The sequence below is a fragment of the Eubacterium sp. AF22-8LB genome (assembly GCF_003458715.1).
GTDB lineage: Bacteria > Bacillota_I > Bacilli_A > Erysipelotrichales > Erysipelotrichaceae > Holdemanella.
This window is the reverse complement of the sequence record NZ_QRVI01000015.1, coordinates 42973-57745: the sequence shown is the minus strand read 5'-3', so window position 1 is coordinate 57745 and position 14773 is coordinate 42973. Positions and strand designations below refer to the sequence as shown.

Below are 14773 nucleotides of genomic sequence, written 5' to 3'. Positions count from 1 at the left end.
ACATTCAGAGTAGAGGATGGAAAGTTAACAATCACTCCTAAGTCAATCGATCCAGAAGATGAAAAGAGTGGTATTACAGCAACAGATCCAGAGGATTCAACCTATAATGGAGAAGCACATGTAAATGCATTGACAGTAAGAGATACAAAGACAGGTAAGGATCTAGTAGAAAACAAAGATTACACATTGACATATGTAGGTGATGTAGTCAATGTTGGAACAGTGAAGATTGAAGTCAAAGGTATCGGAAACTATACAGGCGAATTTACTAAGAGATATAAGATCACACCAAGAGAATATACAGTGACAACAGACAGTGCTGAAAAGCCTTATGATGGAACTGCATTAACAGCTGGTGGACGTGTGAATGGTTTGGTAGAAGGCGAAACAGTCAACTTCAAGACAACAGGAAGTCAGACAAATGCAGGTACTTCTGACAACACATATGAATTGAAGTTTAAAGGAACAGCTGTAGAAACAAACTACAAGCATGGAAAAGATTCAATCGGTCAATTAAAGGTTACTAAGAAATCAATTATTCCAGACGGACCGGATACTCCAGACGATAAGAAGACGGGTATTAAGGTAACTAAGCCTGACGATACAATGTACAATGGCAAAGAACAAAAGAACAAGCCAGTTGTTAGAGATACGAAGAGAGATGTCAAATTAGTAGAAGATACAGATTACACATTATCTTATACAGCAGCAGTGAATGCTGGAACAGTAACTGTAACGATTACAGGTATCGGAAACTATGAAGGTACAGTTGATACTTCTTATGAAATCACTCCGCGTAAAGTTACAATGACAAGTGCAGATGATACGAAGGTTTATGATGGAAATGCATTAACTAAGAAGAAGGTAACTGAAAGTGGTAATGGATTCGTTGAAGGTGAAGGTGCAACATATGATGTAACTGGATCTCAAACGGATGTAGGTTTTAGCAACAATACATTCAGCTATAAATTGAATAAGGGAACTCTAGCTTCTAACTACACAATTGAAACAAAAGAAGGTAAATTAGAGGTCACTCCATTAACAGATAAGGTAACAGTAACGATTACTGGTAATAAAGATACTGCAGTCTATGATGGAAAAACACATTCAGTAGAAGGCTATAAAGTAACAAATATTTCGAATGCTCTATACAAGAAAGCGGATGTTCAATTCAATGGAACAGCTAAGGCAGAAGGAATTGAAGTCGGAACATATACTATGAAGTTGACTCCAGCTCAGTTTGAAAACAAGAATAGAAACTTTGCAGATGTAGAATTCGTAGTTAAGGATGGAAAATTAGAAATCACACCTAAGTCAATTGATCCAGAAGATGAGAAGACGGGTATTCAGGTAACTAAGCCTGAAGATACAATGTACAATGGCGAAGAGCAGAAGAACAAGCCAACTGTAGAAGATACAAAGACAGGTGCGACACTTAAAGAAAATGTAGATTACACATTATCTTATACAGCAGCAGTCGATGCGGGTACAGTTGAAGTAACGATTACAGGTATTGGAAACTATACAGGAACAGCGAAGACTTCTTATGAAATCACTAAGCGTGATGTATTGTTGACAAGTGCAACAGATTCTAAAGTTTATGATAAGAAACCTTTGATGAATGGTGAAGTAACTGAAAGTGGTAGTGGATTCGTAAAGGATGAAGGTGCAACTTATAATGTAACTGGTAGTCAAACAGAAAAAGGTACAAGTAAGAACACATTCACTTATGAATTGAAGTCAAACACAAAAGCTTCTAACTATACTATCGAAGTAGTCTATGGTGATTTAACAGTCACAAGTCAAGATGGAGAAGTTGTAGTCGTAATTACTGGTCATAAGAAATCATTTGAATATGATGGAAATGAAAAGAGTGTTACGGGATACGATGTATCAATAACTAAGGGTAGTACATATGAAGTATCAGATTTCACATTCAATGGAAATGATGAAGTGAAGGGTACAGAAGCTAATACTTATCCAATGGGATTGAAGGTAAGTGATTTCACAAACAACAATGATAACTACAATAAAGTTAAATTCGTAGTTACAGATGGATCGTTGACAATCACTCCTAAGTCAATCACTCCTGATGGACCAAATACTCCTGAAGATAAGAAGACTGGTATTGAAGCAACAGATCCAGCGGATTCAATCTATAATGGAGAAGCACATGTAAATGCATTGACAGTAAGAGATACAAAGACAGGTAAGGATCTAGTAGAAAACAAAGATTACACATTGACATATGTAGGTGATGTAGTCAATGTTGGAACAGTGAAGATTGAAGTCAAAGGTATCGGAAACTATACAGGCGAATTTACTAAGAGATATAAGATCACACCAAGAGAATATACAGTGACAACAGACAGTGCTGAAAAGCCTTATGATGGAACTGCATTAACAGCTGGTGGACGTGTGAATGGTTTGGTAGAAGGCGAAACAGTCAACTTCAAGACAACAGGAAGTCAGACAAATGCAGGTACTTCTGACAACACATATGAATTGAAGTTTAAAGGAACAGCTGTAGAAACAAACTACAAGCATGGTAAAGATTCAATTGGAACATTGACAGTGAAGAAACAGTCAATTGATCCAGGTGAAGATCCTGATAAACCAAATCCTGATTATTTAGGAATTGAAATCAGTAATCCAAGTGATGAAGTCTATGATGGCAAGGAACACAAGTGGTCTCCTACAGTTGTAGATAAGACTGGTAAAGAATTAATTGTTGGAACAGATTATGTAGTAGAATACGAAACATCTGATTTCACAAATGTAGGTACAATCACAGTAACAATTACTGGTGTTGGAAACTACACTGGTAAAGTGACTCGTACTTATTCAATCACACCTCGTGAATATACAATTACTACATTAGATGGTACGAAGGTTTACGATGGTAAAGCATTAACAAATTTTGGTTTGGTAGACGGAATTGTTTATGGTGAGACTTACTCATTTAAGACAACTGGAAGTCAGACTGAGGTTGGAAGTTCTGATAACACTTATGAATTCAAGTGGGATGGAACAGCATTAAAGTCAAACTACAAGTTAGCAAAAGAATCGATTGGTAAATTAACAGTTAAAGCTAAGTCAATTATTCCGGATGAACCAAATACTCCAGAAGAAAAGAAGACAGGCATTACAGTAAATGAACCAAGTGATTCAATGTATGATGGTCAAGAACATAAAGAAGTATTAACAGTTAGTGATACGAGATCTTTAAAAGCATTAGAAGCTGATAAGGATTACTCAGTAACTTACACTGGTGATTTAGTCAATGCTGGAACAGTAACAATTACAGTTACAGGTAAAGGCAACTACACTGGATCATTCACTAAGACTTACAAGATCACAAAGCGTTCTGTCACATTAACAAGTGCTACTGAAAGCAAGACTTATGATGGCAATCCATTAACAAACACATCAATTAAAGTGAGTGGTGATGGATTTGCGAAGGGTGAAGGTGCTACATATGAAGTAACTGGATCTCAAACAGAGGTTGGAGACAGTGCAAACGCATTCGAATATAAGTTGAATGAAAATACATTGGCATCTAACTACGACATTACAAAGGTTGTTGGAACATTAACAGTTACACGAGATACAACTCCAGTAACTCCAGCTCCTACACCTACAACTCCAAGCGTACCGCCAGTTGTTCAAAGAGTAGTTCCTACTCCTACTCCTGTTCCTGAAGAAAAGGTCGAAGAAGAACAAACGCCTAAGGCTGAACCTAAAGAGGAAGAAAAGGTTGAAGAGGATTACACTCCAAAGGCAACACAAGAGTACTATTGGGCATTGATCAACTTAATCTGTGCAATCGTAACAGTATTATTCGGATTGTTGTTGTTGATTAGTAAACGTCATAAAGATGAAGATGACGAAGAAGAGGATGATGAAACAAAACAACAAGCAACTACAAATGAAGACGAAGAACAAGAACAAGAAAAGAAACGTGGATTATTCACTCGCGTACTTGCAGTTCTAATCGCAATCGTATCTGTTGTATTCTTCCTAGTAACTGAAGATATGAGTCTAGCATGGACATGGACAGATCAATGGACAATTTGGATGGTTGTTATTGGATTGGTACAAATCGTAGTATTCTTCGTAGGACGTAAATGGAAAAACGTCGATGACGATGATGAAGACGAACAAGCACAACAAGCTTAATAAAAGTTAATAACACAAAAGGAGTAGACTCGTGCTACTCCTTTACAATTTCTTGTTGCTGCAACCTATTTAATGTGCGATTAATAGTTGAACGGGATAGGTTGAGCTCTATTTGAGTGATTTATGGGTTCATTTACTTTGACCCGATTTTGTTATCATAATATCTAAATCCCATCCTAGTGCGTACTAGAATGGGATCTTTGTCGTTAATAGTTTCCTGTATAGTTCTATACCTTTGTATAAGATATCTTCATCAAAAGTGAACCTGTTTGAGTGTAATGGAATGGTGTCTCCCGTACCTAAAAAGAAGAAGATAGATGGGGCTACGTTTCTATAGTAGCCAAAGTCTTCACTAATAAGTACAGGGCTATCTAGTTTGTTGACTAGATTGTTTTTGTATAGTGTATAGAATAATTCTTCGTTGTTGAATACGGGTGGATAATGATGATTGATTTTAAAGTTGACTTGTACCTTGTATTTTTTTATTGCGTTATTCATGTTTTGTTCAATGATATCAACAATTTGATCAAATACTTTCGGATCATAATAGCGAATGGATCCTCTTACATGAGCTTGATCGGCAATAATATTGAAGGCTTGGCCAGAATGGAAAGTGCCAAAGTGTAAGAGGTGGAATGTATTGTTGTCAAAAGCTTTTTCTTCTTGTTCCAAAGACTTTTGTAGAATTTCTACACAAGCCGTTAGTGCATTGATTCCATTTTGAGGTTGGGCTGCATGACTGGCTTTTCCTTTTACTAAAAGTTCAAACTCACATCCGCCTGCCATCATTTCATTAGGACGTGTATAAACTTTGCCTTTTTCAAGTTCTGGATAGATGTGTGTTCCATAGATGGCGGCAATATTAAATTGTTTGAAGAATTGTGTGTCTATGATTGGTTTGGCTCCACCTGGCTTTTCTTCGCCTGGTTGAAATAACAATAATACGTTATAGTTGCTTTCCTTGGCATATTTCGCTAATTCTAGAACCATAGCCATATGGCCGTCGTGCCCACAGGCGTGCATACATCCATTGGTGCTTTTGAATTCTAGGTCTGTATTTTCTTCCATAGGAAGAGCATCCATATCAGAACGGAATACGATTGTCTTTTCTTTCTTATTGTCAAAAAATGCGGTTACACTATTAGGGATGGGATGATTAATTGTACAGTCATATAAGTCTAAAATGTTTTCAATGTATTGTGCTGTCTTCTGCGTCAATAATTCTATTTCTGGAATTTGATGTAAATTCCTTCTGTTTTCGATAATTGTTGGCATAAAATTCTCCTTTTGTGGTTTATTATACTCTCTATTTTAAAATGTTAAATAAATTTAACATAGATTTAACATTGTAAAGATAGTATGAATTTCTGTTTAAATTTATATTAAAGACGAAAATATGAAAAGGTGGAAAATATGACAACAACAAATATATTGTCTCTATTGGGTGGTTTAGCTTTATTCCTATATGGAATGCAAATGATGGGAAATGGTCTTGAAGCTGCGGCTGGAGATCGTTTAAAACAAATTTTAGAAAAATTAACTTCAAATCGATTTTTAGGTGTAATTGTAGGTGCTCTTGTTACGGCAGTTATTCAAAGCTCGAGTGCAACAACAGTTATGGTCGTTGGATTTGTCAACGCGCAAATGATGACTTTGCAACAGGCTGTCTGGATTATTATGGGGGCCAATGTAGGTACAACTATTACTGGTCAGCTAATTGCGTTGGATGTAAGTGCTATTGCGCCTCTAGTTGCCTTTATGGGTGTAGCTTTGATAATGTTTACTAAGAGTGCCAAGGCAACCGATATTGGACAGATCATTGCAGGTTTGGGTATTCTTTTTATTGGTATGAATATGATGAGTACAGCTATGATGCCATTAAGAGAATCGAAAGAATTCGTTGAATTAGTAACACACTTTTCAAATCCATTAGTAGGTATTTTAGTGGGTGCAGGATTTACGGCTTTGATTCAGTCAAGTTCAGCTTCTGTAGGTATTTTACAGGCCCTAGCAGCCAGTGGTGTTATTGGCTTGGATGGAGCTGTGTATGTATTGTTTGGTCAAAATATTGGTACTTGTATTACGGCTGTTCTTGCATCAATTGGAACAAGTCGTGAAGCTAAACAAGCAACCGCAATTCATTTGAGCTTTAATATTATAGGTACAACAATTTTTACAATTGTATGTATGTGTACTCCATTAGTGTCTATGGTTATTCATTGGACTCCATACAATGCAACAGCACAGATTGCGAATATGCATACTTTGTTTAATGTTTGTACAACAATTCTATTACTTCCATTTGGAAAATATTTGGCTGAGTTTGCACAACACATTTTGCCTGTTGAAAATAAAGAGACAGAAGATGATCGTTTATTATACTTACAACCATTGCCAAAGTCTAAGAAGATGATTGGTGGTGCAGCTATTTCTGTAAAACAAATCAATGATGAAACAATGCACATGTTAGAGCTTGCGTATGAGAATGTAAATCAGTCCTTTGATCAGTTGCTTCAGTTTAGTGATAAAACAGATGAACAGATTTATAAAAGAGAAGATACTGTCAATTACTTGGATAAAGTAATTAGTGAATATATTAGTACGGCTTTAGCTACGCCAAATTTAAATGTGAATATTTCTCAAGCTTTATCAAGCTATTATTTAATGTTGGTAGATATTGAACGTATTAGTGATTATGCGGTGAATATGAATCATCAGGCGACAAAGCGCCTTCAGGATCATATGACAATTTCTGAAATAGAAATTGTTGAACACATGAAAAAGTTATGTGTGGATATGAAAAATGATTTAGATGACGTGGATGAGGCAGAACGCAAGGATGATGTGATTGATACACTTGTATCAAGTTGGCGTGAAGCACAGATTCAAGCACTTAAACAACAGAAGTGTTCTAGTGAAGTAAGTATGATGTTGTCGCGTATTTTTACGGATTTTGAACGTATTAATGACCATGCGTTAAATGTATCTCAAGAGCTTGATAAAATCACAGTTGAGATTCCTGATTAATAAGCAGTTTTTCTGCTTATTTTTTTCTTATATTTTGTTATAATCTTGTTATGAATATAGAGAAGTTATTAAACACAATTATTGAAGCTGGAAAGATGTTAGTTGAGAGTGGTGCGGAAGTCAATCGTGTCGAAGAAACAATGGTAAGAATGTGTCGTTGTTTTGAAGGAATTGAATATGCGGATAGCTATGTAACTTTGACGGGTATCATGTTCTCTTTAACATATGACAATAAAACGGTAACGCGTATTTGTAGAGTGCATACAGGAGAAGTAGATTTAAATCGTATCGATCAAATTAATACGCTTTCTAGAAGTATATGCTCAAATCCAATATCAGTCGATGAACTGGCTGCTGTGTTAGAAAAAATTAAAGAAATGCCGAGATATTCTTTTTTTAAAACGATGTTGTTTGGTGCTGTTGGCGCTGCTGGATTTGCGATTTTCTTTAATGGGACTTTATTAGAAATTGTGATGTCCTTTTTTATTGGAATTTTGATTCGTTGTATCAGCTGTTTCTTGTCAAAACACAAACTAAATTCTTTCTTGAATAATGCGATATCGGCAGGATCTGCCGCACTGAGTGCGCAATTGATCCATCAAGTATTACCACAGACGAATGTGGATATTATGGTGATTTCTAGCTTTATGCTTCTAGTGCCTGGACTTGCGATTACCAATGCGATTCGTGATACGATTGCAGGAGATTATGTTTCTGGCGTCGCAAGAGCGGTAGATGCCTTTTTGTGCGCTATTGCCATTGCGGTAGGGGCTGGTTTTGTGATGTATTTTTGGATATAGGGGAATGAATTATGGTATACGTTATTTTAAAAGCAGGAATATCTTCATTCCTTGCTAGTTTAGGGTTTGGTTTTCTATTTAATATTAAAGGAAGAAATTTATGGCTAGCCGGTGTTGTAGGTGCCATTGGAGGTACTTGTTATAAGGTGGGACTGTATTTAGGTTGTTCTGAAATATTATCCAATTTCTATGGAGCTTTAGGCTTAGCCTTCGGATCAGAAATATTGGCTCGTCAATGTAAGACGCCAGTCACAACATTTTTAGTTTGTGCATTGATTCCATTGGTTCCTGGAGGCGGTATGTATCGTACGATGCTTGCGGCTATTCGTGGGGATGCTCAAAACACACTAAATATGGGGCTTCAAACGTTGAGTATTGCGGGTGTTTTGGCTTTGGGAATCCTATTGGTTTCCACGATTATGCGTGTGTATTATTTGGAAAAGAGAAAGTTTTTAGAAAAAAAGTAAAAAAGTACTTGCAATTATAAAAATACATGGTATTATATATGAGCGTCTTGGGGATATGGGCCTGTAGCTCAGGTGGTTAGAGCGCACCCCTGATAAGGGTGAGGTCGTTGGTTCAAGTCCATTCAGGCCCACCATGATTTCTTTAGACGCTTGATATGATGGGGTGTTAGCTCAGCTGGGAGAGCACCTGCCTTGCACGCAGGGGGTCATCGGTTCGATCCCGATACGCTCCACCAAATATAAAATTTAACTGCTTATGCAGTTTTTTTTTATATCTTTTTTATTCTATGGTATAATCATAAGTAATCGGATGATTAGAAAGCTGAGTAGATTGTATGGAAAAAGATTTTTACGAAGAATTCGAAGATATGGAAGCTGGTATTGACCAAAAAGAGGCTCTTGTCGAAGAATCAAAAAAAGTTGATGAAATTGAAGATTTCAGTGAAGCAGTACGCTTTGTGAATGATTTGAAAAAAAGATGGAGAAAGACTGGCTTTGGTGAGTCTTTAGCTGAAGAAAAATTAAGAGAAGAATTTGAAGCAAATATTGAAAAAGTATATGAAAAACAGAAGGAGTTGTCTCAAAAGGTTGTTGATGTAAAAGAAGCATTGATTAAAGAGGCTGAAAAAACTTCTTTATCAGATGATTTCAAAAAGGCAACAGAAAAAATGACATCATTAATGGATGAATGGAAAGCTGCTGGAAATGCTGGAAAGAAAACAGATGATGAATTGTGGGAACGTTTCAATGCAGCTCGTCAGAAGTTCTATGATCGTAAACACCAAAATTGGGAAAATAGAGCAGTTCAATTTGAAAATGCCAAAAAGGTAAAAGAAGATTTAATTGAAAAGGCCAAAGCTTTACAGGATTCTGAAGAATGGCAAAAAACGAGTGCTAAATATAAAGAATTAATGGATGCATGGAAAGCAGCTGGAAATGCAGGACGTGAATTTGATGATGATTTATGGAATGCATTTAATGAGGCACGTCAAAAATTCTACGCAAAGCGTAATGAATTCTATGAAAAATTACATGCAGAACACGATGAAAAGTATGCTGAGAAACAAGCTTTAGTTAAAGAAGCAAAATCAATCGCTGGTTTAAAGGAATATACTCGTGAACAAACTGTAATGATGAAAGAATTATCGAATAAATGGAAATCAATTGGTTTCTGTGGAAAAGATAAAGAAGATGAAATTTGGAATGAATTCAGAGGTGTCATGGACGAATATTTTGCAGGGTTAAAAGAAGCTAGTGAAAAGCGCCGTGCAAATTGGCGTGAGCATATGCAAGAAATCATTTCTCGTAAAGAGGAGCAAATCGCAAATCAAAAACGTCAAATCAAACGCCTTCAAGATGATATGACTGGTTTAGTAAGTGAAGCAACAGTGGCTGATTTACAAGATCAGGTAGAAGATAAAGAAGACTTCATTAAACAACTTGAACAAGAAATTGAAGATATTGAAAAGAAATTAGCAGAGTAGTCTATCTACTCTCTTTTTCTTGAGGTTTATTATATGAATTTTCATGAATGTATGAAGCTATTTTATCCAGAAACAAAAATTATATTATACAATCAAAAAAATGAAGTTATACTAGAAGGACTAGTAAAAGATATTCGTAAAGAATGCGAGCAATATCATAATGTAGAGGTAACCTTTGTATCAGGAAGAGCGGATACAACGGGATTAAAAATCTGGTTAGACGTATAAAAAGAAGCTATCAGTCGATTTTGGCTGATAGCTTCTTTCTTAATATTTCATATCACTTTTTATGACATCGTGATCTTTTAATAGTTTTTCAATAACAGTTCCCTTGATTGCCTTTAGAACTGGTTTTTTGAATACGTTTAGTGGTCCAAGGTTAATTTCAAGTGGCGATTTACCATCCATTAATTTAACGCTTGAATCTAATAATTCACGTACGTCGTATACGCTGCCCCAAACTTCTGGAACACCACGATCGACACCTAATAATCCATAAACAGCTTCCATTGCGGTACGTACTGAATATTCAGTTGTGAAGACTGTATCTCTTGGTGTGTCGGCAAACTGTCCAAGGAATGCGAAGTTTACACATCCATCAGGAATGACATCAGGACGATCTCCCTTAGTTCTTGGCATGAAGAAGGCTGTGATGTAAGGCATCATTGTAGGTACACAACGAGCTGAGTTTGTAGCTAATTCTTCGATCTGATCTGTTGGAACACCCAAGTGATATAACCATTCTTCTGTGATTTCTTTACCTGTACATTCTTTCATAGGTTTCTTAATGTAGTCACCATCTACATCAGTGAATAATCCATATACCCAAACACATACTTTGTTTGGATCTTGGTTCTTGAATTGTCCTTGACGATTGATTGTCCAGCTTAATAACCAACTAGAATCTCTACATGTTACGATACCACCTGTAACAGTTTTTCCACTGCGAGGATCACGTTTACAAATGTTTGTAATATAAGGAATGATCTTGTCATCTAAAGTTGTAACTGTGGCAGATTCCCAGTTTGTCTTGGCAATGTCGGAACAGAATTTTTCTGGATGCCCAAAGCTTGGGTCTTGTTTAGCAATGTTTTTCCATAAGCTCCAGCATCCGCTCGTTCTTACTTCTGCATCTCCATTAGGCGCATGGTCTTGGTCACCATAGATAGTTCCTTCTGTACAACTTCCGTTTGTGACGAATACTAAGTCGTTTTCTGTTAATACAATGCCAGTTTCTGTTCCGTTGACTTTACATTCAATTGTCTTCGCAATCTTTTTATCACCCACAAATTCAAATTCAACATTTGTAACTTCTGTATTGAATTGGAAGTCTACACCATGAGCTTCTAGATATTTTTGCATAGGAAGAATCAATGATTCATATTGATTGTAACGAGTGAATTTTAAAGCACTGAAATCAGGAAGTCCTGAAATGTGGTGAATGAATCTTTGGAAATATAGCTTCATTTCTAGTGCTGAGTGCCAGTTTTCAAACGCAAACATACTTCTCCAGTACATCCAGAATGTAGAATCAAATACTTCTTCATCAAATACATCTTCAATTGTTTTATCGTACAAGTCTTCGTCTGGTGTCATGAATAATTTCATGATTTCCATAGCGCCTTTAGTACTTAAATCGAATTTACCATCTGTGTGAGCATCTTTACCTTGGTTGATTGTAGCACGACATAATGAGTAGTTTGGATCATGTTTGTTTAACCAATAATATTCATCTAGAACGCTAGCACCTTCAACTTCTAATGAAGGAATGCTTCTGAATAGATCCCATAAACATTCGAAGTGATTTTCCATTTCGCGTCCTCCACGCATAACATATCCACGAGTAGGATCATAGATACCATCGCAAGCACCTCCGGCAATGTCCATAGCCTCTAATACGTGAATGTTTTTTCCTGGCATTTGTCCATCACGTACCAAGAAGCAAGCAGCAGCTAAGGCAGCCAATCCACTACCAACGATATACGCATTCTTATTATCTACACCAGCTGGTTTTTCTGGTCGAGCAAAAGCTTCGTAGTTTCCGTTTGTGTAGTAAATACCCTTTGAATTTTTTTCGTATTTTCCACGTTCCGTATTACGATATTCATTTGTCGTCTTTTTTTCTTCTTTTTTCTTATCGTTCATTTTTTTTGCAGTAAATAAAGCAGCGCCTGTTGCTGCAGCGGTAAGGCCTGCAATGCCTAATTTTACATTATTCTTTGACATATACATGTCCTCCTTTTTCTTTATGGTTACATAATAGGGAGATTCAAAATTAAAAACCATAAACAAAAAAAGCAAGATGATAATTTTTTTATCATTTTGCCTCATTTGTAAAGTTGGAAATAGAATTTGCGATAGAACCATGTAAAGTGTTGGCCATATTATAGACGATTTCATGATAATCTTCACACATACCTTTATGGATCCAATCAAGCATGATCCCTACAAAGCTATACTTATAGAAATCCGCAATAAATTGAATTTGTTCTTCAGTGATATCGGTTCCTTGGGCTTTTTCTCTAACAACACCCAAAATTAAGTCGTGTACAGTTGTAAACAGAAAGCGTTCAATACTGTCCTGCGTTGTTGTGTGATATACATTCAAGATGAATGGCTTGTTTTGTAAGACAGCTTCAAAAATAGATGTTAGTCCTTCTTGCCAAGTATCATAGGTTTTATTTCCCTTAAGTGCATTTGTGGCATCATAAATACAAGACCATTCAACTAGATCATAAATATCTTTGAAGTGATAGTAGAAAGACATTCTTGAAATGCCAATATCGTCCGTTAGATCTTTGATGGTAATCTTATCAAGAGGCTTCTTTAATAAGAATCTTTTTAGGGATTGCTCTAAAGCTAATTTAGTTAAGTTTGACATAATTCTATGTTATAAAAAAAAGGGTCTCCCGTCAATTCTTAGGAGACCATGAACATTAAATTCTGAGTGGCTGTAACAAACAGAATTTCTTGCCTCACGCTGTAAATGAGGCCCTTTGAATATTGTAGATGTGCTTCTCTCAAGCACACTTACACTATAGTCTTGTCATTTGTTAATATAATCAAAAGATTTTGTGAAATTTTGGGAATTAAACATAGCATATTTGTAGGCGTTAAATAAAGCTATGAAAATATATGTCTTTGATTTAAAGTATAAGTAGAAAAAGAAGGAGATAACTATATGCATATTTCAATTGATGAATCGCAAATGAGTGTATTTTTTTTGGATTGTTTTCGTTTTTGTTTGGATGGTACAGAATATAATGTTCTTCTAAATACGCGGGATGTGGATGTGTATGAATATGAAATTTGGAAAAGAGATAATAGAGAAATATCTTTGATGAAAATAGTGACTTTATCACTAGATGAATTTAAAGAATATTATTTTGCGGATGAAAGAACAACGAATTATGAGATTGTAAACCAAGTGATTCTTCCTGCAATTAAAAAAATGATATGACAAAAAGTGTTTTATTTATCGTGTTTAATGATGAATAGAGCACTTTTGTTTATTGGAAAATACTTTACGAATAAACTATTTGGGTTTATACTTTTTAGTAGATAAACAACTTTCTAAACTAAAAATAACAAACTAATAAAAGCATAAAACTAAGGAGAATTACTTATGCAAAAAAGAACTACGAATTATTCATTCCAAAAATTTGGGGATGTATTTTATTCTGTGAATCATAATTCTGGGCATTTGGTTGATTATGTTGAAAACGATTTTAAAATCACAAACAAGACGTTCGATTCTTTTTATTATTCAAGTGATCCTGTATATTTGGATACAAAAAGCGGAATAATCATGCTTGTGGTAAGTAAGGATGGGAAAAAGTTTGAAGAATATGTAATCCATCGTGTTGTTCGTTTAAAACCAGATATTTATTTTAATTATGTTTCTATTTCGCGAGAAAGTGTGCTTCAAATTTATTATTCGAGTCATGGGATGAATCAAAAGATGATGGAGGCTCCGTATTCTTATCAGGCTTTGGTTTCGAAAATGAATTTAAAAGAAATTTTTACATGTTTTTATCAAGTGCGTAAATCAAATTATATATTCCCTGGAGAAACACATGATTATTATGAATTGACATATATAGATCATGGAACCTTGGATACAACAGTAGATGGTAAAAAGTTTAGACTTCAAAAATATGATTTGATTTTATATTACCCAGGACAATTCCATACACAAAGCACGGATAGTCTGAGTACTTGTTCTTATTTGACCATTACTTTTGATATGGAAAATAAACTGGATGGGGATTTAAAAAATCGTGTATTCCATACACGAAAAGATATCTATTCCGTTCTATCCGAATTTATGAAATCAATTCAGTCTGATGGTCATTTGAATTCGGAACTTGTATTATTGTATTTGAAACAAATCTTGATTCTTCTATATCAATTTGATGATGAAAGAGACGAAACACAGATTATTACGACAAATCCAATGCAGGAGCATTATGAGAGTACATTATTAAATGAAATCTTGGTGTTTATCAACAATAATGTTTATAAACAGTTTACCGTAGAGGATTTGTGCTTGAAATTTTCGATTTCTAGATCAAGCTTACAGAATTTATTTAAATCGAATATTCATATTACGCCAAAACAATATATTTCAAATGTAAAATTGAATCAGGCAAAAATTATGATTCATGAACATAATCAAACGATTTCAGAAATATCCGATATTTTAGGCTTTACTTCTATTCACTATTTTTCAAGGAAGTTTAAGCTGCAATATGGCATTTCCCCAACTGATTATGCCAAGAGTATTTCACAATAAGTCCAGAAATGGACTTTTTTC

The 14773-nt window shown here is 35.3% G+C and carries 10 protein-coding genes, 2 tRNA genes and 1 pseudogene; 10 read left to right on the top strand and 3 right to left on the bottom strand.

Annotated elements, in window-relative coordinates:
• Positions 1-4179, top strand: a pseudogene (locus tag DWY01_RS11525) (hypothetical protein); the annotation flags it as partial.
• A gap of 186 nt (positions 4180-4365) precedes the next feature.
• On the opposite strand, the gene DWY01_RS07200 reads toward DWY01_RS11525, so the two are convergent.
• The gene (locus DWY01_RS07200) at positions 4366-5454 is read right to left on the bottom strand and encodes a M20 family metallopeptidase (RefSeq protein WP_117995480.1); all 1089 of its coding nucleotides are present in this window, start codon (positions 5452-5454) and stop codon (positions 4366-4368) included.
• Between the two features lie 138 nt (positions 5455-5592).
• Here DWY01_RS07200 and DWY01_RS07195 point away from each other — a divergent pair, with 138 nt between their 5' ends.
• From DWY01_RS07195 to DWY01_RS07165, 7 genes are all read left to right on the top strand, one after another.
• The gene (locus DWY01_RS07195) at positions 5593-7206 is read left to right on the top strand and encodes a Na/Pi cotransporter family protein (protein ID WP_117995479.1); all 1614 of its coding nucleotides are present in this window, start codon (positions 5593-5595) and stop codon (positions 7204-7206) included.
• 50 nt (positions 7207-7256) lie between these two features.
• The gene (locus DWY01_RS07190) at positions 7257-8006 is read left to right on the top strand and encodes a threonine/serine exporter family protein (RefSeq protein WP_117995478.1); all 750 of its coding nucleotides are present in this window, start codon (positions 7257-7259) and stop codon (positions 8004-8006) included.
• Between the two features lie 11 nt (positions 8007-8017).
• Positions 8018-8473: a threonine/serine exporter family protein gene (locus DWY01_RS07185; protein ID WP_117995477.1), complete on the top strand. Its 456-nt coding sequence runs from the start codon at positions 8018-8020 to the stop codon at positions 8471-8473.
• A 57-nt stretch (positions 8474-8530) separates the two neighbouring features.
• Positions 8531-8607: transfer RNA gene (locus DWY01_RS07180), tRNA-Ile, on the top strand.
• 26 nt (positions 8608-8633) lie between these two features.
• Positions 8634-8709 (top strand) — tRNA-Ala (locus DWY01_RS07175).
• 99 nt (positions 8710-8808) lie between these two features.
• Entirely contained in the window at positions 8809-9957 is a 1149-nt protein-coding gene (locus tag DWY01_RS07170) for a DUF349 domain-containing protein (protein ID WP_117995476.1), read from the top strand.
• Positions 9958-9990: 33 nt separating this feature from the next.
• Positions 9991-10185 (top strand): hypothetical protein, encoded by a 195-nt coding sequence (locus tag DWY01_RS07165; RefSeq protein WP_117995475.1) that lies wholly within the window; start codon positions 9991-9993, stop codon positions 10183-10185.
• Between the two features lie 39 nt (positions 10186-10224).
• Here DWY01_RS07165 and DWY01_RS07160 read toward each other — a convergent pair whose 3' ends face one another.
• Both DWY01_RS07160 and DWY01_RS07155 read right to left on the bottom strand, forming a co-directional pair.
• Positions 10225-12183 (bottom strand): oleate hydratase, encoded by a 1959-nt coding sequence (locus DWY01_RS07160; protein ID WP_117995474.1) that lies wholly within the window; start codon positions 12181-12183, stop codon positions 10225-10227.
• 91 nt (positions 12184-12274) lie between these two features.
• Complete coding sequence (locus DWY01_RS07155) at positions 12275-12838, bottom strand: TetR/AcrR family transcriptional regulator (RefSeq protein ID WP_117995473.1); 564 nt, start codon at positions 12836-12838, stop codon at positions 12275-12277.
• A 300-nt stretch (positions 12839-13138) separates the two neighbouring features.
• On the opposite strand from DWY01_RS07155, the gene DWY01_RS07150 reads away from it, so the two are divergent.
• Positions 13139-13417, top strand: coding sequence for a hypothetical protein (locus DWY01_RS07150; protein WP_117995472.1), 279 nt, complete (start codon positions 13139-13141; stop codon positions 13415-13417).
• Positions 13418-13582: 165 nt separating this feature from the next.
• Positions 13583-14752: an AraC family transcriptional regulator gene (locus DWY01_RS07145; RefSeq protein ID WP_117995471.1), complete on the top strand. Its 1170-nt coding sequence runs from the start codon at positions 13583-13585 to the stop codon at positions 14750-14752.
• Positions 14753-14773: the final 21 nt, after the last annotated feature.